This is a genomic window from Candidatus Pelagibacter bacterium nBUS_49 (genome assembly GCF_051200925.1).
In the GTDB taxonomy this organism is placed as follows: domain Bacteria; phylum Pseudomonadota; class Alphaproteobacteria; order Pelagibacterales; family Pelagibacteraceae; genus Pelagibacter.
The window spans coordinates 800,455-822,676 of record NZ_CP172837.1 but is presented as its reverse complement, the minus strand read 5'-3'; the positions used below and the strand labels follow the sequence as shown (position 1 = coordinate 822,676).

24 protein-coding genes are annotated in these 22,222 nt (G+C 29.1%); 15 read left to right on the top strand and 9 right to left on the bottom strand.

What is annotated here, in order from left to right; all coding sequences use genetic code 11:
- The first annotated feature begins 1 nt into the window (after position 1).
- Entirely contained in the window at positions 2–589 is a 588-nt protein-coding gene (locus ACIJYF_RS04575; RefSeq protein ID WP_435115518.1) for an FMN-dependent NADH-azoreductase, read from the top strand.
- Here ACIJYF_RS04575 and ACIJYF_RS04570 read toward each other — a convergent pair.
- Genes ACIJYF_RS04570 through ACIJYF_RS04560 form a run of 3 tightly spaced genes read right to left on the bottom strand, consistent with a single transcriptional unit; the run spans position 579 to position 4,020 of the window.
- Positions 579–1,643: a tartrate dehydrogenase gene (locus ACIJYF_RS04570; protein WP_435115516.1), complete on the bottom strand. Its 1,065-nt coding sequence runs from the start codon at positions 1,641–1,643 to the stop codon at positions 579–581. The genes ACIJYF_RS04575 and ACIJYF_RS04570 overlap by 11 nt on opposite strands.
- Before the next feature lie 16 nt (positions 1,644–1,659).
- Positions 1,660–2,577, bottom strand: a complete 918-nt coding sequence (locus ACIJYF_RS04565; protein WP_435115514.1) for an alpha-E domain-containing protein — start codon at positions 2,575–2,577, stop codon at positions 1,660–1,662.
- A gap of 3 nt (positions 2,578–2,580) precedes the next feature.
- Positions 2,581–4,020, bottom strand: a complete 1,440-nt coding sequence (locus tag ACIJYF_RS04560) for a circularly permuted type 2 ATP-grasp protein (RefSeq protein WP_435115512.1) — start codon at positions 4,018–4,020, stop codon at positions 2,581–2,583.
- 103 nt (positions 4,021–4,123) lie between these two features.
- Between ACIJYF_RS04560 and ACIJYF_RS04555 the strand changes: the two genes are divergently transcribed.
- From ACIJYF_RS04555 to ACIJYF_RS04540, 4 genes are all read left to right on the top strand, one after another.
- Positions 4,124–4,852: a 20S proteasome subunit A/B gene (locus ACIJYF_RS04555; RefSeq protein ID WP_435115510.1), complete on the top strand. Its 729-nt coding sequence runs from the start codon at positions 4,124–4,126 to the stop codon at positions 4,850–4,852.
- 70 nt (positions 4,853–4,922) lie between these two features.
- Positions 4,923–5,432, top strand: coding sequence for a pentapeptide repeat-containing protein (locus ACIJYF_RS04550; RefSeq protein WP_435115508.1), 510 nt, complete (start codon positions 4,923–4,925; stop codon positions 5,430–5,432).
- Positions 5,433–5,434: 2 nt separating this feature from the next.
- On the top strand, positions 5,435–5,728 hold the full coding sequence (locus tag ACIJYF_RS04545; protein WP_435115506.1) for a hypothetical protein: 294 nt from the start codon (positions 5,435–5,437) through the stop codon (positions 5,726–5,728).
- 199 nt (positions 5,729–5,927) lie between these two features.
- Entirely contained in the window at positions 5,928–7,367 is a 1,440-nt protein-coding gene (locus ACIJYF_RS04540) for a sodium:solute symporter family transporter (protein WP_435115504.1), read from the top strand.
- Position 7,368: 1 nt separating this feature from the next.
- Here ACIJYF_RS04540 and ACIJYF_RS04535 read toward each other — a convergent pair whose 3' ends face one another.
- Positions 7,369–7,737, bottom strand: a complete 369-nt coding sequence (locus ACIJYF_RS04535) for a thioredoxin family protein (RefSeq protein ID WP_435115502.1) — start codon at positions 7,735–7,737, stop codon at positions 7,369–7,371.
- 84 nt (positions 7,738–7,821) lie between these two features.
- Here ACIJYF_RS04535 and ACIJYF_RS04530 point away from each other — a divergent pair, with 84 nt between their 5' ends.
- Together ACIJYF_RS04530 and ACIJYF_RS04525 are read left to right on the top strand one after the other, a co-directional pair.
- Positions 7,822–8,757 carry an ABC transporter ATP-binding protein gene (locus tag ACIJYF_RS04530; RefSeq protein WP_435115500.1) on the top strand — a complete coding sequence of 312 codons (936 nt, stop codon included), beginning with the start codon at positions 7,822–7,824 and terminating at the stop codon, positions 8,755–8,757.
- Positions 8,747–9,514 carry an ABC transporter permease gene (locus ACIJYF_RS04525; RefSeq protein WP_435115498.1) on the top strand — a complete coding sequence of 256 codons (768 nt, stop codon included), beginning with the start codon at positions 8,747–8,749 and terminating at the stop codon, positions 9,512–9,514. The genes ACIJYF_RS04530 and ACIJYF_RS04525 overlap by 11 nt, the downstream gene beginning before the upstream one ends.
- On the opposite strand, the gene ACIJYF_RS04520 is transcribed toward ACIJYF_RS04525, so the two are convergent.
- From ACIJYF_RS04520 to ACIJYF_RS04510, 3 genes are all read right to left on the bottom strand, one after another.
- Positions 9,511–10,650 (bottom strand): glycine cleavage T C-terminal barrel domain-containing protein, encoded by a 1,140-nt coding sequence (locus ACIJYF_RS04520; protein ID WP_435115496.1) that lies wholly within the window; start codon positions 10,648–10,650, stop codon positions 9,511–9,513. The two genes, ACIJYF_RS04525 and ACIJYF_RS04520, sit on opposite strands and share 4 nt — an antisense overlap.
- Before the next feature lie 91 nt (positions 10,651–10,741).
- Positions 10,742–12,016, bottom strand: a complete 1,275-nt coding sequence (aceA, locus tag ACIJYF_RS04515) for an isocitrate lyase (protein ID WP_435115494.1) — start codon at positions 12,014–12,016, stop codon at positions 10,742–10,744.
- A 56-nt stretch (positions 12,017–12,072) separates the two neighbouring features.
- Positions 12,073–12,234 (bottom strand): hypothetical protein, encoded by a 162-nt coding sequence (locus tag ACIJYF_RS04510; protein ID WP_435115493.1) that lies wholly within the window; start codon positions 12,232–12,234, stop codon positions 12,073–12,075.
- A gap of 111 nt (positions 12,235–12,345) precedes the next feature.
- On the opposite strand from ACIJYF_RS04510, the gene ACIJYF_RS04505 reads away from it, so the two are divergent.
- From ACIJYF_RS04505 to ACIJYF_RS04485, 5 genes are all read left to right on the top strand, one after another.
- Positions 12,346–13,779, top strand: a complete 1,434-nt coding sequence (locus tag ACIJYF_RS04505; protein ID WP_435115491.1) for a helix-turn-helix domain-containing protein — start codon at positions 12,346–12,348, stop codon at positions 13,777–13,779.
- 173 nt (positions 13,780–13,952) lie between these two features.
- Positions 13,953–14,222 (top strand): GNAT family N-acetyltransferase, encoded by a 270-nt coding sequence (locus ACIJYF_RS04500; RefSeq protein ID WP_435087453.1) that lies wholly within the window; start codon positions 13,953–13,955, stop codon positions 14,220–14,222.
- Entirely contained in the window at positions 14,213–14,968 is a 756-nt protein-coding gene (locus tag ACIJYF_RS04495) for a sulfite exporter TauE/SafE family protein (RefSeq protein WP_435115489.1), read from the top strand. The genes ACIJYF_RS04500 and ACIJYF_RS04495 overlap by 10 nt, the downstream gene beginning before the upstream one ends.
- Positions 14,969–15,017: 49 nt before the next feature.
- Positions 15,018–15,584: a hypothetical protein gene (locus tag ACIJYF_RS04490; protein ID WP_435115487.1), complete on the top strand. Its 567-nt coding sequence runs from the start codon at positions 15,018–15,020 to the stop codon at positions 15,582–15,584.
- Between the two features lie 4 nt (positions 15,585–15,588).
- The gene (locus ACIJYF_RS04485) at positions 15,589–16,155 is read left to right on the top strand and encodes an SOUL family heme-binding protein (protein WP_435115485.1); all 567 of its coding nucleotides are present in this window, start codon (positions 15,589–15,591) and stop codon (positions 16,153–16,155) included.
- A 29-nt stretch (positions 16,156–16,184) separates the two neighbouring features.
- Here ACIJYF_RS04485 and ACIJYF_RS04480 read toward each other — a convergent pair whose 3' ends face one another.
- Positions 16,185–18,722 (bottom strand): ABC transporter permease, encoded by a 2,538-nt coding sequence (locus ACIJYF_RS04480; RefSeq protein WP_435115483.1) that lies wholly within the window; start codon positions 18,720–18,722, stop codon positions 16,185–16,187.
- Complete coding sequence (locus ACIJYF_RS04475; protein ID WP_435115481.1) at positions 18,706–19,371, bottom strand: ABC transporter ATP-binding protein; 666 nt, start codon at positions 19,369–19,371, stop codon at positions 18,706–18,708. Before ACIJYF_RS04475 ends, ACIJYF_RS04480 begins: the two co-directional genes overlap by 17 nt.
- Between ACIJYF_RS04475 and ACIJYF_RS04470 the strand changes: the two genes are divergently transcribed.
- From ACIJYF_RS04470 to ACIJYF_RS04460, 3 genes are read left to right on the top strand one after another with little or no spacing between them, the layout of a single operon-like run.
- The gene (locus tag ACIJYF_RS04470; RefSeq protein WP_435115479.1) at positions 19,370–19,978 is read left to right on the top strand and encodes an arylesterase; all 609 of its coding nucleotides are present in this window, start codon (positions 19,370–19,372) and stop codon (positions 19,976–19,978) included. The genes ACIJYF_RS04475 and ACIJYF_RS04470 overlap by 2 nt on opposite strands.
- A gap of 33 nt (positions 19,979–20,011) precedes the next feature.
- The gene (locus ACIJYF_RS04465) at positions 20,012–20,557 is read left to right on the top strand and encodes a tetratricopeptide repeat protein (RefSeq protein WP_435115477.1); all 546 of its coding nucleotides are present in this window, start codon (positions 20,012–20,014) and stop codon (positions 20,555–20,557) included.
- Between the two features lie 30 nt (positions 20,558–20,587).
- On the top strand, positions 20,588–22,213 hold the full coding sequence (locus tag ACIJYF_RS04460) for a SulP family inorganic anion transporter (RefSeq protein ID WP_435115475.1): 1,626 nt from the start codon (positions 20,588–20,590) through the stop codon (positions 22,211–22,213).
- Positions 22,214–22,222: the final 9 nt, after the last annotated feature.

Sequence of the window (22,222 nt, the reverse complement as noted above, 5' to 3'; positions counted from 1 at the left end):
AATGAAAATTTATCAAATAGATTCAAGTGCTAGAAAAAAGGGATCAACTTCAAGAGCATTAGCTAAAAAAATATTAGATAAAATCAAAAAACCAGGAGATGAAGTTATTTATAGGGATTTAGACGATGAAATGCTTTTTGTAAGTGGACTGACTGAGTCTGGAATGAAGATCGAGGAAAAAGATCAAACTGAAGATCATAAAAAAATGTTTAGGTTGTCAGATATCCTTGTTAAAGAATTAAAAGAGAGTGATGTTATCATAATTTCAGCTCCAATTTATAATCACGGACCTCCAGCAACTCTTAAAGCATGGTGTGACTTAGCGGCGAGAATTGGAGAAACATTCAGGTTCAAGCCTAATGGAAGAAGAGAAGGTTTGCTGCAAAACAAACAAGCATATTTAGTTATTACTTCAGGAGGGACCAAATTAAATAGTTCAGAAGATTTTTTAACACCATGGTTAAAATATATGATGAATTTTTTTGGTATTGAAAAAGTAGATATAATAAGCGCAGATCAAATGGCACTTGATTATGAAAAATCAATTAAAGACGCTGAAACTCAAATAGAAAATCTGTTTAAAGATTAGATAAAATCGAATTAGAAGACTTTATAGTATCAGCATTTCCTCCTAAATCTTTTGTTCTATTTTCATTACTACTTAAAGACTTTTCAATCGCTTGAACAATTGAATTTGAAGCTTCATTTTCTCCTAAATAATTCAACATCATTGCACCAGACCAAATTTGACCAACTGGATTAGCAATTCCTTTTCCTGCTATATCAGGAGCAGAACCATGAACTGGTTCAAATAAAGAGGGAAATTTATTTTCAGGATTAATATTTCCAGATGGAGCAATTCCAATAGTGCCTGTACAAGCTGGACCTAAATCTGAGAGAATGTCTCCAAATAAATTGGATGCAACCACCACATCAAACCACTCAGGGTTAAGAACAAATCTTGCAACCAAAATATCAATATGAAATTGGTCTGTCATAATTTCAGGATAGTTTTTTTTCATTTCATTAAATCGCTCATCCCAAAAGGGCATTGTAATTGAAATTCCATTTGATTTTGTTGCGTTAGTTAATTTTTTCCTTTTTCTTTGCTTGGCTAATTCAAAAGCAAATTTTTGTACTCTATCTACCCCGTGTGCTGACATGATGGTTTCTTGAATTGCAATTTCTCGATCTGTATTTTTATACATTCTGCCACCTACAGAAGAATACTCTCCCTCAGTATTTTCTCTAACTATCAGCATATCAATATCACCAGGTTTTTTATTTGCTAATGGAGGGTCAATCCCTGGAAATAGTTTTACAGGTCGAAGATTTATATACTGATCAAATTCTCTTCTAAACTGAAGCAAAGATCCCCATAAAGATATATGGTCTGGAACTTGATCTGGCATACCGACCGCTCCAAAAAATATTGCATCATGTTTTTCTAATTTTTCCTTCCAATCATCTGGAAGCATTTTTCCGTTTTTTTTATAATAATCACAGGAAGCAAAATCATATTCAGTAAAATTAATTTTAAATTGATGTTTTTGGGCAGCTTCTTTTAATACTTTTAATCCTTCAGGAACTACTTCTTTTCCTATGCCATCTCCTGGTATTGATGCGATATTATATTCTTTCATTTTTTATTTTTAGTTTTTATGAAAAATACTTTTTCTCAATGTTATAGCTTAGCTGACTTAGTTCTTTTAATGTTTTTTCTAAAAATAAAAGTAAATTATCCATATCGTCAGTCTTTATATTAAATTTTTGAACTTTTTTATTCAAATATTTGATTTTCTTAATCAATTCATTTTTCTTTGATACTCTGTACAAGGCTCTTTCAATTTGATTTAAATTCCAACTGACAGATCGTGGAAAAATATCTGCTTTTAAAAAAAAACTAATTATATCTGAAACGGTAATATCCTGCTTAGAATATTGCCTATAAGCTTGGAAAGCAGAAATTGATTTTAAAATATTAATCCATTCTAAAGTTAAATATTCATACCCTTTTTTATGCTGTTTAGATCTTAAAGATTGTGATTGAAGAATTCTGATCATCATGTCTGTTCTTTCAATAAATCTTCCAAGTCTTAAAAATTGATATTCTAAATTTCTTTGCATTTCCATATCTGTAGAATACATAAAATTTTGTGAACCTTGGATAATTCCGTTAAGTAATTTGACATAATTTTTTTTATTTTTTGTTATTTTAAAATTTTTGTTAAATTTTATTATTAAGTCATTTAATTTGATTATTGATTGTTCAGGCAGCACGTCTCTTATTACTAAAGAATTTTGTTGAGATATATTTAAGCAATTAAATATTGATGATGAGTTTAATTTGTTAAAAATAAAATATTTAATTATTTTTTTTTCAGAATATTTTTTATTTAATTTTAGATAATCTTTATTTAAATTTGTAACTGTTAATAACGGTTTCCATGAAATTTCATCATCTAGCGATAAATCTAATTGCAATTCACTCGTTGTAATTAATAATCTTGATGTAAAGTTTGATCTCTCAAGATATCTTGACATCCAATATATTAACTTTGCTCTTCTACTCAACATAATCTAATTATCCAATATCCAGGTGTCCTTACTTCCTCCACCTTGAGATGAGTTAACAATTAAACTTCCTTTTTTTAAAGCAACTCTAGTAAGACCACCTTGTGTTACATATTGATTTGATCCTGATATAATAAAAGGTCTTAAATCTATATGTCTTGGACTAAGTTCATTATCAATTAGAGTTGGAGATGTTGAAAGAGAGACTACTTTTTGACCAATATAATTACGAGGATTTTTCTTAATCTTTTTAACATATTCTTCTAATTCTTTTTTAGATGCTTTTGGGCCAATTAAAATTCCATATCCTCCAGAGGCGTTTGCAGGCTTAACAACTAGTTTAGATATGTTTTGAATGACATAATCCATCTGTTTTTTCTGGTGGCACAAGTACGTCTCTACTTGATTAATTATTGGCTCCTCATTTAAATAAAATTTAATCATTTTAGGCACATAGCTATAGACAACTTTATCGTCAGCTACACCAGAACCAGGAGCATTGAGGATACTTATATTACCTTTTTTCCATGCTTTAAAAATTCCAGGAACTCCAATTAAAGAGGATTTATTAAATACTTTTGGGTCTAAAAATAAATCATCAATTCTTCTATAGAGGGTATGTAGCTGATCTTTGCCATGAACAGTCTTCATAAATACTTTATCATTTTCAACAAATAAATCTGACCCTTCAACTAGTTCTACTCCCATTTGCTGTGCTAAAAAAACATGCTCAAAGTAAGCTGAATTAAACACACCAGGAGTTAAGATTGCCAATTTAGGATTACTTTTATTTTTTGATAACGATCTCATACAAGAGTATAATTTTGAGCAATATTCATCTACGGGGCTAATCTTATTTTTTTCAAATATTTCTGGAAAAACACTTTTCATTACAGTTCTATTTTCAAGCATATAAGAAATTCCAGATGGTACTCTTAAATTATCTTCAAGCACTAAAAATTCACCATTGATATCTCTTACTAAATCAGAACCACAAATATTAGCCCAAATATTAAATGGAGGCTTGATGCCAACACATTCTTTTCTAAAATTTCCTGAATTTAGAATTATATTTTTGGGAATTATTTTATCTTTGAAAATTTTTTGACCATTGTACACATCATGAATAAAAAAATTTAAGGCTTTTACTCTTTGAGCTAATCCTTTGGAAATTTTATCCCACTCCTTCTTTTTTATAATTCTAGGAATTATATCTAGTGGCCAATAATGGTCTGTGATTTTATCATTTGAATAAACTCTAAAAGTAACACCTCTTTGACTAATTGCATTTTCTGAATTTTTAATAGTAGTTAAAAGTTTTTTTTTTGAATATTTAGAAATAAAATTTGAAATGATTTTAGTTTCAGGCCTTAGTTTTTGATTATGCCCAACATATTCATCAAATACTTTTTTTGCCTCATAGTTTTCCCAAGAAATTTTAGGCATTTGTTATTAAATCATAAAAAAATAAAAAAAACATGAAAAATAAATTGATAATAACTATAAATTAAGCTTTTTTAATTATTACATATATAATAGATATTGTGCCATGACATATTGTATTGGAATAAATGTTAATGAGGGAATGATATTTGCATCTGATTCTAGAACAAATGCTGGATTAAATGACATCAATAAATACACAAAGATGTTTAATTATGCAGTGGGTGATAGAAATTTAGTTATTGTTACCTCAGGAAATTTGGCTACATCACAAGCTGTATTTAGTGCTATTAAAAAAGATTTAGAGTCTACTTCACCAAAAAAAAGCTTAAACACATGCAGCACGATTGAAGAAGTTGCTAATTATGTTGGGTCTTTGACAGTTAAGTATTCCTCTCCGCATGGAATTAATGAAGAAGCCTTACAGCTTGGGTCTTCATATATTGTTGGAGGTCAAATCAAAGATCAAAAATCAGAAATACTATTAGTATATCCTCAAGGAAACTATATACGCCCATCAGATACTAGGCCATATTTAATCATTGGAGAAATTAATTATGGAAAACCAATTTTAGATAGAGTTTTAAAGCCCGACATATCTCTAGGAGATGCTGCGCGATGCGCATTAATTTCAATGGACTCAACTATTAAAAGTGATTTAAGAGTTGGACCGCCAATAGATTTTGTAGTTTATAAAAAAGGTTTAATTAATCCTATCTATCAAAATAAATTTGAATTAGAGGATCAAGTTTATTCCTCGATTACAAATAGTTGGTCTGAAAGTATTATAAGAGCCTTTGAGTTGTTCCCTAGATTTGATTGGGAGAACAAATAATATTGATATTGTTTAATTTTAAATCCCAAACTTACATTGTTTTGACATATTTTGTTTGTTAGATTCCATTATGAAAAAAATATTCTTTTTACTTTTTTTAAGCTTTTTATTTTCTGGAAATTCAATTGCTGCTTGTGATGACCCTTTGACGGATGGAGTAGATTACTCAAATTGTAGATTTTCAGATGCACAAGATTTACAAGGTAGTTATCTTCCAAATTCAAATCTTTCATTTGCGAGTTTCATACAAGTAAACTTCGATAAAAGTATTATGATGAATTCAAATTTGTCATTTGGAACTTTTCCAGAGTCTACATTTGTTAGAGCAAATTTATATGAAACAGTTTCAATTGGATCAAATTTTGAAAAAACCAATTTTTCAGGATCTAATCTTACTAGAGTTGATTTTATGGGAGCAACTTTAATAGAAGCAAATTTTCAAAATTCAAATTTAATGGAAGCAAACTTTACTTCATCAAATATTACTAATGCTAATTTTGATGGTGCCAATTTGATTGGTGCGACTTGGACTGGTGGAGAAACTTGTGGTCCAGGATCTATCGGTACTTGCAATAAGTAAGTATGAATACTGCCATCAAGACTGATGATGTGATTTTCAATTTTTTTAAACAAATTTGTGATGAAAAAGACGACCAAAAATGTGTTGAACTTGGAAAAGAGTGGATAAAAGCGATGGAAATAAATTTATCTAGTATGGAAGCAAACCTGAATGGTGCTGATAAATTAAAACACCAAGATGACATTAAAAGTAATAGAGATCATTTAAATAGCCTTAAAACTAAAAACTCATCTGAATGGCGAGAGTATGCAACCCAGTGTATGATTGAGATAATAAGTCATAAAAGTCAGCAATAATGAGTAATCAAGAGAGAGTTTTTATTATCATTTGTTCTTCGTTAATAATTTTTACTCTTTATTATTTAATAGAAAAACATTTCTTTTAAAAAAAAACTATCAATAAGTAAAAAAATATAATACTTATAATTTAAAGGGGTGTCTTAACAGACTGAGATTAAACCCTAAGAACCTGTCCGGTAATTCAGAAAGGGATAAAATGGATAACATATACTTTTTAAGTCAATCATCTTCATTAACATTAGTAATTATTATTAGTTTAATATTTGCTGTCTTAGGAATTTATCATTCTAAAAAATTCCAAGGAATAAGTAATTATTTAACTGCAAATAGGAATATTGAATTATTTTCACTAACCACAAGTCTTGTTGCGTCAGCTTTAGGAGCATGGATTTTATTTGGTCCTGTTGCTGCTGCTACCTGGGGAGGATTGGGAGCTGTTATTGGTTATGCTCTTGGTACAGCCTTTCCAATGATTTTTTTAATATATTTTGGAAGAAAAATTAGATCAGAATTTCCAAAAGGGTCATCTTTAATTGAGTTTATGAGAAAAAAATTTGGAAAAAGTTTATTCAAACTTATTTTATTAATGACAATCTTTTATATGTTTATTTTTCTTTGTGCAGAAGTGACTGCAGTTGCAGTTTTAATTAATTACTTATCAGGTACAGATCTTTGGATTACTGCTTTAATAGTACTTTTAGCTACTTTAACTTACACACTTTACGGTGGTTTAAGAGCCTCAATTTTTACTGATAATATACAAATGATAGTAATTGGTTTTCTTTTATTAATTCTGATTTTAATTATTAGTTCATCGACAGGAGATAATTTTTCATTTGCTTTAATTAAAGAAAAAAATCCACAACTGTTAAGCTCATCATATATTCCAAGTTATACGGCTGGATTAACTTTTTTTATTGCAGTTGCTGCCACAAATTTATTTCATCAAGGAAATTGGCAACGTGTTTATGCAGCTAAAAATTATCAAACACTAAAATCAGCATTGATCATTTCTTTTTTTATTATTGTGCCGATAGTTTTTTTAATGGGCTTTATTGGAATGGTGTCATTCTCAATAGATCCATCTGCCAGAGCAGATTTAGGATTTTTTACTTTATTATTAAAAGAACAAACTGAAATGTTATCTTTAATTATCATTATTCTTGGTTTAGCTTTAACAATTTCAACAGTAGATACATTGGTTAATGCAATATCAAGTTTGTTTGTTGTGGATGGTAAAGCAACTTTTAACCTAGATAAAAAAACAGATTATTTAAAAATTTCTAAATACTTTATTGTTTTTTTATCATTGATTGCATTTGGTATTGCTTCAAAAGGATTTGATATTTTGTATTTATTTTTGCTTGCAGACTTATTTTGTTGCGCGTTTGTATTCACAGTCTTCTATAGTTTTTATAATAAGGTAAACGAAAAAACTGCCTATATTTCCATTATAATTGGTCTTGTTGCCGGATTTTTAATGTTTCCGTTTCCAGATTTTTCTAAAAGCTTGTTAGTTGGGGTACTGATTTCTAAAGAGCTATTTTCATCTTTTGTTGCTCAATCTTTATTATTTTTATCATTTATTATTGCAACTTTTTTACCAGCAGTAATTTTGAAATTAAAAAGAAATTGATTTAGATCGAAGATTTTAAAGCATCATAAATAAGTTCTTTAGTAGTCTCACCAATACTACGATAAACTTCTTTATTATCTTTAAAAATTAAAAGTGTTGTTTGATATTGAATGTTAAAAAATTCAGCAATTTCTTTATTTGTTACATCAAATTTAAAATATTCAATGTTATCAAAATCATTTTTTGCTTTATCAAGAACTTTCATTTGACTTGCGCAAGACGTACAATATTTAATCCACGAACTAACAACCACAACTTTTCCATTAGATAAAGCTTTATCGAATAACTCTTTTTTAAACGTTGTTTCTTTTGCAGAAGATAAAGAGATTGTTGCAAAAAAGATTGTGATTATAACTAATATTTTTTTCATAATTTTATCTTAATAAAACCTTTGTGATAAGCAAATGATCTTATTGAAATATAGTCAATAAAGCTTATATGTTGATGATCCAAAATGTCACAAAATCAAATCAGCATTAATAATTTATCTAAAATTTATAAAAATGGATTTAATGCACTTAAAAGTGTTAATTTAAATATTAAAAAAGGTGAAATTTTTGCGATGCTTGGACCAAATGGTGCAGGCAAAACTACTTTAATAAGTATAATTTGTGGGATTGTAAAACCATCTTCTGGAAAAGTCACAATTGATAACTTTGATATCATTGATGATTATAGAGAAACAAGATCTAGAATTGGTTTAGTTCCTCAAGAATTAACCTTAGAACAATTTGAAACAGTATTTAACAACGTCTCTTATTCAAGAGGTTTATATGGAAAAAAACCAGACCCGCACCATATAGAAAAAATTTTAAAACAATTGAGTTTATGGGATAAGAAAGATCAAAGATTAAGACAATTATCAGGAGGAATGAAACGAAGAGTTTTGATTGCCAAAGCTTTATCTCATGAACCCTCAATTTTATTTTTAGATGAACCTACTGCTGGAGTGGATGTTGAGTTAAGACAGGATATGTGGAAAATTGTTGAAGAGTTAAGATCAACAGGAGTTACTATTATCTTAACTACACATTATATTGAAGAAGCAGAAGCTATAGCAGACAGAGTGGGTGTTATTAATCAAGGCGAGATAATAGTTGTAGAAGAAACAAAAGAATTATTAAAAAAAATGGGACATAAAAAATTAACTGTAGAACTTCAGGATGAAATTTCTAAAATTCCAGATAGCTTAGATAAATATAAATTAGTCTTAGGAAATAATAAAATGTCAATTAACTACACATACAATGTTCAAGCAGAACAAACTGGAATTACAAATTTATTACAAGATATAAAAGATGTGGGATTAAAATTAAAAGATTTAAAAACTGAACAGACTACTTTAGAGAAAATATTTGTTAGTTTGGTAAAGGAGAATAATGAAATTTAATTATACAGGCTTTCAAGCAATATATCTTCATGAAATGGATAGATTTAAAAGAACATTAATGCAATCGTTACTATCACCGGTTTTATCCACCTCTCTTTATTTTATTGTATTTGGTTCAGTTATTGGTGGGTATGTTGAAAAAATAGATGGTATTAGCTACGGTTCATATATTGTCCCGGGTCTTTTAATGCTAACTTTATTAACTCAATCAATAACCAACACTTCTTTTGGAATATTTTTTCCTAAATTCAATGGAACTATTTATGAAATCTTAGCAGCACCAATTTCAACATTAGAAATAGTGCTAGCTTTTGTTGGGGCAGGAGCCACTAAAACCCTAATTGTCGGAGTGGTAATTTTTATTACAGCTAATTTTTTTGTTGAAGTGGACGTTAAATACCCCCTTTTGGTAGTTTTTTTACTTATACTTGTTGCATTCACATTTGCATTATTTGGTTTCTTAATAGGGTTAATGAGTTCAAATTTTGAGCAAATGTCTATTATTCCGACGTTAATCATCACGCCAATGGTATTTTTGGGAGGAAGTTTGTATTCACTGGATATGTTACCACCATTTTGGCAAACAATAACTTACTTTAACCCCGTTGTTTATTTGATTAATGGTTTAAGATTTGCTTTTTATGGAGTTTCTGATTTTAATATTTGGATAAGTATTAGCTCAATGGTGATCTTCTTATTTATCTGCATTGGGGTAGTGACTGTATTATTGAAAAAAGGTTACAATATTAAGTCTTAACTACTGACTATCTTCTTTTTTGGGTCGTAAAAAGGTTTTTCAACAACAATACAGTCAAATGTACCTTCGTTAGTAGTTACTTGAAACTCATTTCCTATTTTAGATTGTTCAACTGAAACCATTGCTAAAGCAATGTTCTTTTTAAGTCTTGGTGAGTAAACTGCAGATGTAACTTTACCAATATTCATATTATTTTTTTTAAGTTCCCAAAAAGTAGTATTTGGTCCACTTAAAGGTTTGCAATCAATTTCGAGACCGACCTGTTTTCTTATTATTCCTTTATCTTTAATTTTTTTTAAAGCTTCTTTTCCAATAAAATTATTATCATTATCTAAATTTACTAGTCTATCAAAGCCTAGTTCAAAAGGGTTTGTGTTGATATCTGCATCTGCATGATACGAAAGCATTCCACCCTCAATTCTTCTAATTGATGAAGTGTGACCTGGCTTTAAATCATATTCTTTTCCTGCTTCCATTATTTTTTCATACAATTCATTTCCTTTAGTACCATCCCGTAAATATATTTCATAACCAAGCTCACTCGACCAGCCTGTTCTAGATACAATTAAAGGTATTCCATCTAAATTGTATTCTTTCAACCAGTAGTATTTTAAATCTTTAATATCATCTCCAAAAAGTTTGATCATTATTTCCCCTGATGTCGGACCTTGAAGTTGTAATGGAGAAACATCTGGCTCTTTAATTTGTACATCTAAGCCTGAGTTAACAGCTACACCTTGCGCCCATAACAAAACATCGCTGTCAGCTAGTGATAACCAAAAATGATTTTCAGCTAATCTTAATAAAACTGGATCATTTAAAATGCCACCTTCATTATTTGTAATTAAAACATATTTACATTGACCTACAGCTAGCTTTGATAGGTCTCTAGGAGTTAATAATTGTGTAAATTTGTAAGCGTCTCGACCAGTAATCTCAACCTGTCTTTCAACTGCCACATCACAAAGAATAGCTTTTTCAATTAAGTTCCAGAAATTTTGCTCAGGACTCCCAAAATCCCTTGGAATATACATATGATTATAAACTGAAAATCCTGTAGCACCCCATTTGACGGTGGATTCAAAGTAAGGAGACTTTCTAATTTGTGTGCCAAAACCAAAATTTTTATTACTCATTTTTGATAATTAACTGTCTATTTTTAGGTTATCAATGAAAAAATAGCCCAGTTAAGGGCTATTAAAAAAACTAGAGGGAATCTATTTTTGTTTAAAATTGTTCGGACTCAGTTGAACCTTCCATCGCAGTTGTTGAACTCTTTCCACTACTAATAGTGTTTGATACTGCATCAAAATACGAGGTTCCAACCTCTCTTTGATGCTTCACACTTGTGTAACCATCTTTTTCTCTAGAAAATTCTTGTTGTTGTATTCTAGAATAAGCAGCCATTCCTTCTTTCTTGTATTTTTCTGCAAGTTCAAAAATAGCAATATTTTGAGTGTGAAACCCAGCTAATGTGATAAATTGAAATTTATAGCCCATCTTCGCAATTTCTTGTTGAAATGAAGCTATCTCATCATCGCTTAAATGTTTTTTCCAATTAAATGAAGGTGAACAATTATATGCTAACAATTTACCAGGAAATTTTTCATGTATTGCATCTGCAAATTTTTTAGCTTCAGCAAGATTTGGTGTTGCTGTTTCACACCAAATTAAATCCGCATAAGGTGCATAAGCAAGTCCTCTTGAAATAGCTTGCTCAATTCCATCGTTTACATAAAAGAAACCCTCAGGAGATCTCTCACCAGTTAAAAATGGTTTATCATTTTCATCAAAATCATTTGTAATTAATTTTGCAGCATTGGCATCTGTTCTAGCTAAAATAATCAAAGGTACCTCTGCTATATCTGCAGCAAGTCTTGCTGATTTTAAATTCTTAACCATAGTTCCAGTTGGAACTAAAACTTTACCGCCCATGTGACCACATTTCTTTTCACTAGCCAATTGATCTTCAAAGTGAACACCTGCTGCACCAGCTCTTATAAATTTTTTAGTCAACTCAAATACATTTAATGGGCCTCCAAATCCTGCTTCACCATCTGCTATAATTGGCAACATATAATCAATAGAGTCTTCTTTCTTCATATCACCATCTTGTAATTCCATATGCTGAATTTGATCAGCTCTTACCAAAGAATTGTTCATTGTCTCAACTAATTTTGGTGCACTATCATAAGGATATAAAGATTGATCAGGGTACATTTCACCTGCAGTATTTGCATCAGCAGCTACTTGCCATCCACTAAGATAAATTGCTTTTAATCCTGCCTTAGCATGTTGAACTGCCTGGTTACCAGATAATGATCCAAGTGTATTAACATAAGCTTCTGAATTTAATAAATTCCATAGTTTTTGTGATTGATTTTTGCACATAGAATACTCAATTTTAATTGAACCTCGAAGACGCTCAACTTCATCATCAGTGTAATCACGTTTTATTCCAGCAAATCTTTTAAGATCGTATGAGATATTTTCTGCACTCATTATTGGTATTCCTATGATGTTAGTAGTTTTAAGAAAATTGAATTAGTAGAAAAGAATTAGTTATTGTCGTCTAGAGACTTAATAAGGTCATTCATTCCACTAGAACCCCAATCACAATGATCATCTCTCATGTAGATACCTCTACTGTTATGTTGATCAAAATCCTCCTTTTTTATGATTTGAGCTTCATTTTCTGTAGTATTTAATTTTTTATTCATATCAATCTTATAATTTACAAGATTTACAATAGCTATTAAATTCGCAAAAATGCTTGTAAATCATAGAAAAAAATTGTAAAAATAAATTTACAAAATTTACAAATAGTAAATATGAGTCAAATAGATTTAAAAATAGGGCCAAAAATCAAAGCTTTTAGAAGGCAATTAGGTCTCCAGGCAAACAAATTAGCGGAAGATTTAAGCATATCTCCAAGTTATTTAAATTTAATTGAAAGTGGAAAAAGAAAAATAGACGGTGACCTACTATTAAATGTCTGTGAAAAATTAAATATTGAGCTATCTGATTTAACATCAAAGACAGATCTCAACTTACAAAACACAATTTCTGAAATTTTAGATGATAGTTTATTTGAAGACTTAGATATTTTAGGACCAGAAGTTAAAGATTTAGTCAGCACCAATCCTAAAATTGGTAAAGCAATCGTAAGATTAGGTGACATATTAAAAAAAAAAGATCATGAACTAATTGATAAAATTGAAAAAATATCTGGAAAAATAGTTGATAATAGAAAAAATTCATTCCCAGGTGAAGTTATTTCAGACTTTCTTCAACAAAATAGAAACTATTTTCCTAAGTTAGAAGAGTTTGCAAATAAAGTTTTTGAAAAAATTCAAAAAAATAATCGAACAAGATATATTGCTTTATGTGAATATTTAAAATCTGAATATTCAATTAAAGTTGTAGATATAATACCAGAAGAAAATAAACCCTTTTCAAAAATTTATAATAAAAATAAAAAAGAACTTTTATTAAGTGATTATAGCTCTTTAGAGACAAAAAAATTGCATGCGGCAGCACAGATTGCCCAAGAAGGAGCAAGTAAAGAAATTGATAAATACTTATCAACGTTTAGTTTTCCATCAGAAGAGTTTAAAAAATTAACAAAAGTAGCTTTGTTGAACTATTGTGGTGCGGCAATATTAATGCCATATAAATTATTTCACACAGAGTGTAAGAAACTTAAATATGATTTAGAGTTATTGCAGAATACATTTGCCACATCATTTGAGCAAGTTACTCATAGGGTGACATGCTTACAAGATCCAAAGCTTCCAGGAATTCCATTTCATTTTTTAAGAGTTGATATGGCTGGTAATATTTCAAAAAGGTTTTCTTTATCAGGTATTGATATACCTAGATATGGTGGTGCATGTCCAAGGTGGAATGTTTATTCTGCATTAACTAGACCAGGTGTTATCCAAGCTGCTGTAAGTAAAATGACCAATGGTGAAAAATATGTTTGTATTGCAAGAACAGTTGAAAAAGGTATAGGACGATTTGGACAAGCAAAAAGTATATTATCAATAGGTCTTGGTTGCGAAGCTAAATATGCAAAAGATTTTGTATATACAGAAAATGTAAATATTAATGACAAATCAACAGAAATTCCTATAGGTGTTTCCTGTAGGACTTGTGATCGTCTAGATTGTTCCCAAAGAGCTTTTCCACCATTACATAAAAAATTTGATGTAGATTTAAACTCAAGAGGAGTTTCAGTTTATGTTAGCGACAACAATTCTTAAACAATGATCAAATATATATTGCCAGCTATTATTATTTTCTTGATCGTTTTATTTTGGGAAAAAATCATAGATTTTGTTGAAAAAAAATTCAATATTAAGCTTAATTATATAGTTATAAGTTCTGTTATTGCTGCAATAGTGATCATTCTTTTGCTCTTAAATTACTAGGATTAATGAACAGTTTTGATTTTTCGAATTATAAATTAGATGAGTCTGATGGTGTTTTCACATATAAAAATGAAAATACAACACTGGGTTTTGTAAGGTTTAATGGCAATGGTGAAGTGGAATATATATTTGTTAATCCTATTTTTAGAAAACAAGGATTTGCAAAAAAATTACTTAACCTTGTTAAAGAAAAAACAGGTAGAAAGATCATACTTCAAGAACCAATAAGTCCCTTGGGTCAAAAATTATTAAATTCAATAAATAAATGGAAATAAATTTATTATTTTTTTTTACAGTTGTTCCAGCGATTATATTATATGGAATTGCTAAGTCAGGCTTAGGTGGATCTATATCATTAATTTCAGTTCCTCTAATGACATTGGTGATGCCTTTGAGTCAAGCATTAGCAATTATCCTACCAATTTTAATATTTTCAGACATGATTGCAGTATATAGGTTTAGAAAAGAATTTGATTTAAGCACTCTTAAATTAATAATTCCATTTGCTGGAATTGGAATCTTAATAGGATCATTAACATTTTCATATTTTTCAGAAGACATACTAAAATTTATGGTTGGTGTAATGGGATTCATTTTTACAGTTCATTATTTTTTGTTTAAAAAAAATAAAGAAGAAAAGTCTAAAAAGAATCTTTTTAAAGGAGGCATATGTTCAGCTATTGCTGGGTTTACAAGCTTTTGTGTACATGCAGGTGGTACGCCTACAAGTATTTATTTATTACCATTAAGATTAAAAAAAGAAATTTATGTTGGAACTAGAGTTATTTTTTTTACCTTTGTTAATTTAATTAAACTTCCATTTTATATTCACCTATCAATGATGAACCTTCAAACCTTTAAACAATCAATCATACTGGTGCCACTAGCTATTGTTGGAATATATATTGGATATAGAATTCTTAAAATAATAGATGAAAAATTATTTTATAATATAATTTATATACTAATCTTATTTTCTAGCACTAAATTAATCTATGATTATCTTACTAATTATGTGTGACAATTTCCTAATTATTAGAAATTTAGTGATTAAGTACTATTAATTTTTTATGATTAAAATTTTAAAAAAAAAATTTAAACCTAGAGTTAAAGCGCGTATTAGAAAAAATAAACAAATACTAAATAAAAGTATTGATGGTTTTTTTGGTTGGGTAAAAGGTGCTAAACTTGTTGAGCTTAAAGAGTGTAATACTGAAGAAGATCCAGTGAGACCCGAACTAGATAATAACTTTAGAACTGGGTATGGTAGAAAAATATATGGAGTTGAGTACAAAGGTGAAATTCATGCTGTTATGTGTTTTGCTTATACAAACAAAATTCCCACAAATGTAGATGAGTTGGAAAAATTGAGTACTGATGCCTTTTTACAAAGTGCACTTAGGGATCAAAATATTGGCCAAATAGCAATTGCTTACACTGTTTGGTCTAAAAAAAAGGGAGGTGGAAAATTAATTGTGAAAGAAGTTTTTAAAAAGATAAAAAAATCTAACCATTTAAACAGGCTGATAACTCTTTCTCCACTTACAGATATGGCTACAAAATTTCACTCAAGAAATGGTGCAGAATTAATCCAAATCAATGAAAATACACAAAATTTTGAGTATAAAGTTAAATAACACCATGATTTTTAAAAATTTTTTAAATATTTTTTTTTGTACATTATTCTTTTTTTTGTATTCTGTCGTGATGGCTGCAGAGGAAGCAAATTATGAGGTAATAAATAAAAATGATGTCTATGAGATAAGAAAATACTCAGATCGGTTAGCAGTTGAGACTATTTCTGATGGTCAAAATAATAGTTTTAGAAAGCTATTTAACTATATTTCTGGAAACAATAAAACCAGTGAAGAAATCAAAATGACTACACCAGTCACTCGTATTGAAAGAGAGGGTAATATGACAATGCAATTTTATTTACCATCAAAATATAATTCTAGTAATATACCAAATCCAACCAGAAAAGATGTAAGAGTAATTACTATCGCTGGAGGTTATTTTGCTGTTTTAAGATACACAGGAAGAGCTTCAGATAAAAATTTTATTAAACATAAAGATATTTTAGAAAAAGAGCTAAAAGATAATAATACAAATATTATAAGTTCACCAATAAGAGCAACCTACGATAGTCCTTTTACACTTCCGATGAACAGGAGAAATGAAGTAATGTTTAAAGTAGAGATCAATTAAACGAATTAAAATATAAAGTATTGTTTTAATTACTGATTTCTTATTAGTGGGTAAACCTTAGGATTTAAATACTTTATATTTGTTATCATTATTAAAAGTAATGTTATTAAACCTATACTAATTCCTAAATTAAACAATACCTTGAAGTCAAAAACCCAAACCAATTCAAAAATATTTTCAATTATAAATTTAGATGCAGTTACCGCAAAAAAGGTTGCTATTAGTATCACAGAATTAAAGATTATGATAAATTCAATTAGGGAGGATAAAATAATTTCTTTTTTTGAAAACCCTAAAATTTTAAATACTAAATTTTGATATTCTTTTACTTTTCCTTGAACCATGATAGCGCTAGAAATTACAATTAATCCAATAATTATAGTGACTGCCGAGATAAGGGTTACTGCAACAAATACCTTATTTAAAACATCAGTTACTTTGTTTAAATAATCAGCAATTTTAATCATAGATAAGCTTGGAAGAACTTCTAACATTGAAGTTTCATCAAACTTTTCGATTGTTTCAAATTTAGCAGTTGCTAAATATTCATGAGGAATATTATCTGCAAATTGAGGATTAAATAACATTGCAAAATTAATATTAAGATCACGGTAATCAACAGATCTAAAATTTACAATTTCACCATCAACTTCTCTACCATAAATATTGAGGGTAAACACATCACCTAACTTTATATTTAAATCTTTTGCAACTTCTGCATCTAGAGAAATTTGAAGTTGGTCAGGCTTGGTAAGATCCCACCACTTACCTTCGGTTAATGGATTGTCTTCTGGAACATCATTGGTCCATGATGATCTTCTGTCACTTCCAATTACCCAATAACTATCATCACCAGGCTTAATATATGTATTTGGATTAATACCATTTATTTTAATAATGCCAGTTGAAACCATAGGAACTACTTCAATTTTAGCATTTGGATCCATTTGTAGAATGTTGTTTTCAAATTTATTTTTTTCACCTTTTTGAATACCTACAAAAAAATAGTCTGGAGCGATATCTGGTATGGATTTTGCAATCTCTCTTTGAAAATTAGTGCCAACTAATGCAAGCGTTAGTAGCAATGTCACCCCTAAACCTAAAGACATAATTGTAATAGGAGTAATAGTTTTTGTTTGCGTTATATTTTTAATGGATACTTTTAAGGATATATTAGAAGAAGATTTAAATCTTTTTAAGAAATAAATGATCATTTTTGAAAGTAGAAAAAATACAATCAAACATATAAAGAAAGCAGCGAAATACCCAAGACTATATACAGGATTTTCAGATCTAACACTAAATAGAAAAACTAAACAAGATAATAAAATTATACTTAAAGCAATAGATTTTTTTGAATAATAAAATTCTAAATTTTGAAATACATTTTTAAATAAATTAGAGGCTTTTACTTGATCGATTGAACTTATGGTTGGAATTGAGAAAATAACAAGAACCAATAATCCAACTAAAAATATTTTAATAAAGTTTAGAATTGAAAACACAGGAGAAACATTAAGCCCTAATCCATCTGATAAATATTGATCTACAATAGGAACTAGTAAAAAACTTGAGCCATAAGCAAAGATCGTGATTAATAAAAGTAAGATTAATAATTGAAGATAATACAATGTTTTAATATTGCCTGAATAAAATCCAACTGCTTTTCTAACTGCAATTGACATGTTGTTTTGATTGATAAAAGAAAGAAGAGTATTTGCTATTCCGATTCCAGCAATTAGCATAGCACTAATAGAGACTAATGATAAAAACTGTGAAAAATTATTTATAATCTCTTTTAATCCACTTGCAGAATTTTCAGGATACCTAAGTTGAGCCTTTTGATCATCTTTAAATATATTTTTAATTCTTTTTTCTATCTTATTAGGGTCATCACTTTCATTAAATTTTACTTTGTACTCATAATTTAAAAAACTACCAATTCCATTTAGTTTTAAAATTTCTAATGTTTGATCTCCTGCAAGCGCCCAATCACCAAAGGCAACAAAGCCACTAACATCAGGGACAGATTTTACAATTCCAATAATTGTGAATAATTGATTTTGAACTTTAATTTTTTCATTAATCTTTAAATTTAAATTTTTTGATAAACTTTCATTAATTAGTAATGTATTAGGTTCATTATGCATTCTATCAAACGCACCTACTGGTTCGTAATCAACAGAGCCATATAATGGATATTTAGTGTCTACAGTCTTTATTCTGGTAAAAAGAGATTTGTTTTTTTGTCTACCAATAGTTGAGACCATTGTGCTGAACTCAATCATTTGAGAAATTGTTGTAAACTTATTTACTTGATTAACCAGTTCAAGATTTCCTTCATTACGATTATAGTCAATCTCAAGATCTCCTCCTAATAAAGATTTAGCATTATCATTAAGTTCTTTTTTTAAACTATCTTCAATTGTGAAGATGGAACTTAAAATGAAAAGACTAATAAAAAGAGTTATGATGATGCTTGATAACTTCTTATAATTTCTGCTTAAATCCTTTAAAGCATACTTAATATTTAGATTAAATTCAGACGGATTATTTAATTTTTCCATCTTTAATTTTAATTTTTCGTTTTGCTTTATTGGCTAGTTTTGGATCATGAGTTACCATAATCAGTGAGGATCCCTCTTCTTTTACATATTTAAATAGTATATCAGAAATCATTATAGAATTTTCGGTATCTAAATTTCCAGTAGGTTCATCTGCTAAGATCAATTCAGGCTTCATTGCAATCGCTCGCGCTATCGCAACTCTTTGTTGTTCTCCCCCTGATAGTTGGCTTGGAAGATTATTAAATCGATGACTTAATCCAAATCGATCTAATAATTGTTTTGCTTCTTTTTCAGGATTTTTGAATTTATTTAATTCAAGCGTTAATGCTACATTTTCAACTGCTGTATAATTTGGAATTAAATAAAATGACTGAAATATAATACCAATATCTTTTCTTCTTATTTCAGAAACTTCATCTTCACTTAATTTTGTAATTTCATGATTTTGAAAAAAAATTTTTCCAGATGTAGCTTTTTCTAACCCTCCAATTAACATTATAAGACTAGTTTTTCCCGATCCACTTTCTCCCACAATAGAAATTGTCTCTTTTTTCTTGGTAGTTAAGTTAATATCTTTTAAAACTCTGATATTATCTTTACCAGTTTGGTATTTAAGATTTACCTTATTTAATTTAAGAAGAATGCTCATGAATAAAAGTTTTATTATTAAAATAATTGTACTCTGTCTAGTAACCATAAAGGTAAGCGCAATAGAGAAAGTGATATTATTTGGAGATAGTTTGATGGCAGGCTATGGACTACCTAAAGAACAACATTTATCAGTAGTTTTACAAAATAGTTTAGAGCTAGAAGGGTATAATATTAAAATAATCAATGGCAGTGTTTCAGGTAGCACTTCAGCTGGAGGATTAAATATAGCTGATTGGACTTTATCAGAAAATAATATCGATTTTATGATTTTATGTCTTGGAGCTAACGATATGTTGAGAGGTATTAATCCTAATGAGACAAAAAATAATTTAGAAGAAATTATTAAAATTGCAAAAAGCAAAAATATTAAAATTATTATTGCCGGAATGATTGCACCAACTTCATATGGTTTTGAATATAAGAAATCTTTTGATAAAATTTTCACTGATTTATCTAAAAAACATAAATTACAATTAATCCCATTTCTACTTGAAGGTGTAGCACAAAAACCTAAATTTAATTTAAGTGATGGCATGCATCCAAATGACCAAGGCACAATTATTATTGGTAATACTCTTAAAAAAGCTATCTTAAAAAATCTATAAAGACTTAGTAATATTTTTTTGTTATCGTTTTTTATGAAAAAGATTCTATCTATTATTATATTATTTTTTTTGACCACAAATCTAAGTGCAAATGATAGAAATGTTGAATTAGATAAATTATTTTTAGAATTAAAAAAAAATATCCCATCTTTATCATCAGGAATTGCTCAGCAAATTTGGACGTTATGGAGCACACATCCTACAGATCAAAAATTGACATCTATCTTAGATGAAGGTTCAAGATTGATTCAAGACCGACAATTAAATAGAGCGATCGATGTTTTTACAGAAGCAATTGAATTGGATCCTACATGGGCTGAAGCTTGGAATAAAAGAGCAACTGTATTTTATATGATTGGAGAATTTCAAAAATCCCAAGACGATATAGATAAAGTTTTAGAATTAGAAAAAAGACATTTTGGTGCTTTAGCAGGTCAGGGCATGGTTAATATAAAGTTAAAGAACTACGATAAAGCAAAGAGAAGTTATCAAAAAGCTCAAGAAATTTACCCTGCAATGAAATCATCCAAGGTAATGATTGAACAAATTGAAGAGTTAATTAAAAGACAATCAATTTAATTAATCAAATAGTTTAAAAATAATCATTAGATGAAAAAAACTACACCTCCGTCTAAGGCAATGTTGACGCTTGCAAGATCTCTAAGTTTTAATGCTCAGAATTATATTCCAAAAGGTGGAGTATCTTTTTCTTTATTTAAAGTAGAAATTTTATCAGGATTAACAGTTGCGCTTGCTTTAGTTCCTGAAGCTATTGCTTTTGCATTTGTTGCAGGCGTTGCTCCTTTATCTGGTTTGTATGCAGCTTTTATCGTTGGATTAATTACTGCAGTATTTGGTGGAAGACCTGGAATGATATCAGGGGCTACAGGGGCACTTGCTGTGGTGATGGTTTCATTAGTAACCGAACATGGTGCAGAATATTTATTTGCAACTGTTGTTTTAATGGGAATTTTACAATTGTTAGCAGGTGTTTTTAAACTTGGAAAATTTATAAGAATGGTGCCTGAACCTGTGATGTTAGGATTTGTTAATGGTCTTGCAATCGTGATAGGTATTTCTCAGTTAAGTCAGTTTAAAACTATAAATGATCTTGGACAATCTGTTTGGATTTCAGGGGATATATTAATTTATTCTATTGTATTTGTATTACTTACCATGTTTGTTATTTGGTTTTTACCTAAACTTACAAAAGTAATTCCATCAACTTTAGTTGCAATACTTTTTACAACTGTATTAGTTCTTGCTCTTAAAATTGATATTCCAAGTGTTGGCGATTTAGCAAGTATTAAAGGAGGTTTACCCAATTTTTCAATTCCAAATGTTCCTTTAAATTTTGAAACCTTAAAGATCATTTTCCCCTATGCATTTATTTTAGCATCGATTGGATTAATAGAGAGTTTATTAACTTTAAACTTAGTAGGAGAGATTACTAATAAAAGAGGTGGTGCTAGCCAAGAATGCTTAGCTCAAGGATTTGCAAATTCAGTTACTGGTTTTTTTGGTGGAATGGGTGGTTGTGCCATGATCGGTCAATCAATGATCAATGTAAGATCAGGTGGCAGAACTCGTATAGCTGGTATTACTGCTGCAGTATTTTTATTAATTTTTATTTTATATACTTCAAATTACATAGAGATGATCCCTATTGCAGCTTTAGTAGGGGTCATGTTTATGGTGGTGATTGGAACTTTTGCTTGGAATTCAATTAAGTTTTTAATGATGGTTCCAAAAAGTGACGCATTAGTTACAGTGCTTGTAACGGTTGTAACGGTGTTAGAAGATTTAGCAGTAGCAGTAATTGTTGGGGTTATTGTATCAGCTTTAGTTTATGCATGGAAAACAGCTTCAAGAATTAGAGCTATTGAGAGACCTTCAAAAACAGATAAGGGCGCTAAAGTTTATGAAATTGAAGGACCTTTATTTTTTAGTTCAGCAAATAGTTTTTTAGAAATTTTTAATCCTGAACAAGATCCAAAATTAGTAATTATTGATTTTGCAAAGTCTAGAGTAATTGATCAGTCTGCATTAAAAGCAATTGAAGATGTTGCTCATAAATATAATAGTTTTGGAAAAAAAATTAAATTAAGACATTTAACCAAAGATTGTCATAAGCTTTTGAGTAAAACAGGTCAGTTGGTGGTTGATAGTGATAACGATCCTGATTACAGTTTAGCTGTTGATTATGGAGTTAAATTAAAAATATTTGGTAAATAAAACTCACTA

Coding starts and splice junctions, on each gene's coding strand:
- ACIJYF_RS04550 (WP_435115508.1), top strand. CDS start 4,923: ATGAAAAAAATATTCTTTTTACTTTTTTTAAGCTTTTTATTTTCTGGA.
- ACIJYF_RS04575 (WP_435115518.1), top strand. CDS start 2: ATGAAAATTTATCAAATAGATTCAAGTGCTAGAAAAAAGGGATCAACT.
- ACIJYF_RS04475 (WP_435115481.1), bottom strand. CDS start 19,371: ATGAGCATTCTTCTTAAATTAAATAAGGTAAATCTTAAATACCAAACT.
- ACIJYF_RS04545 (WP_435115506.1), top strand. CDS start 5,435: ATGAATACTGCCATCAAGACTGATGATGTGATTTTCAATTTTTTTAAA.
- ACIJYF_RS04520 (WP_435115496.1), bottom strand. CDS start 10,650: ATGAGTAATAAAAATTTTGGTTTTGGCACACAAATTAGAAAGTCTCCT.
- ACIJYF_RS04565 (WP_435115514.1), bottom strand. CDS start 2,577: ATGTTGAGTAGAAGAGCAAAGTTAATATATTGGATGTCAAGATATCTT.
- ACIJYF_RS04490 (WP_435115487.1), top strand. CDS start 15,018: ATGATTAAAATTTTAAAAAAAAAATTTAAACCTAGAGTTAAAGCGCGT.
- ACIJYF_RS04495 (WP_435115489.1), top strand. CDS start 14,213: ATGGAAATAAATTTATTATTTTTTTTTACAGTTGTTCCAGCGATTATA.
- ACIJYF_RS04510 (WP_435115493.1), bottom strand. CDS start 12,234: ATGAATAAAAAATTAAATACTACAGAAAATGAAGCTCAAATCATAAAA.
- ACIJYF_RS04460 (WP_435115475.1), top strand. CDS start 20,588: ATGAAAAAAACTACACCTCCGTCTAAGGCAATGTTGACGCTTGCAAGA.
- ACIJYF_RS04465 (WP_435115477.1), top strand. CDS start 20,012: ATGAAAAAGATTCTATCTATTATTATATTATTTTTTTTGACCACAAAT.
- ACIJYF_RS04560 (WP_435115512.1), bottom strand. CDS start 4,020: ATGCCTAAAATTTCTTGGGAAAACTATGAGGCAAAAAAAGTATTTGAT.
- aceA (WP_435115494.1), bottom strand. CDS start 12,016: ATGAGTGCAGAAAATATCTCATACGATCTTAAAAGATTTGCTGGAATA.
- ACIJYF_RS04525 (WP_435115498.1), top strand. CDS start 8,747: ATGAAATTTAATTATACAGGCTTTCAAGCAATATATCTTCATGAAATG.
- ACIJYF_RS04530 (WP_435115500.1), top strand. CDS start 7,822: ATGTCACAAAATCAAATCAGCATTAATAATTTATCTAAAATTTATAAA.
- ACIJYF_RS04470 (WP_435115479.1), top strand. CDS start 19,370: ATGAATAAAAGTTTTATTATTAAAATAATTGTACTCTGTCTAGTAACC.
- ACIJYF_RS04505 (WP_435115491.1), top strand. CDS start 12,346: ATGAGTCAAATAGATTTAAAAATAGGGCCAAAAATCAAAGCTTTTAGA.
- ACIJYF_RS04535 (WP_435115502.1), bottom strand. CDS start 7,737: ATGAAAAAAATATTAGTTATAATCACAATCTTTTTTGCAACAATCTCT.
- ACIJYF_RS04555 (WP_435115510.1), top strand. CDS start 4,124: ATGACATATTGTATTGGAATAAATGTTAATGAGGGAATGATATTTGCA.
- ACIJYF_RS04540 (WP_435115504.1), top strand. CDS start 5,928: ATGGATAACATATACTTTTTAAGTCAATCATCTTCATTAACATTAGTA.
- ACIJYF_RS04500 (WP_435087453.1), top strand. CDS start 13,953: ATGAACAGTTTTGATTTTTCGAATTATAAATTAGATGAGTCTGATGGT.
- ACIJYF_RS04480 (WP_435115483.1), bottom strand. CDS start 18,722: ATGGAAAAATTAAATAATCCGTCTGAATTTAATCTAAATATTAAGTAT.
- ACIJYF_RS04485 (WP_435115485.1), top strand. CDS start 15,589: ATGATTTTTAAAAATTTTTTAAATATTTTTTTTTGTACATTATTCTTT.
- ACIJYF_RS04570 (WP_435115516.1), bottom strand. CDS start 1,643: ATGAAAGAATATAATATCGCATCAATACCAGGAGATGGCATAGGAAAA.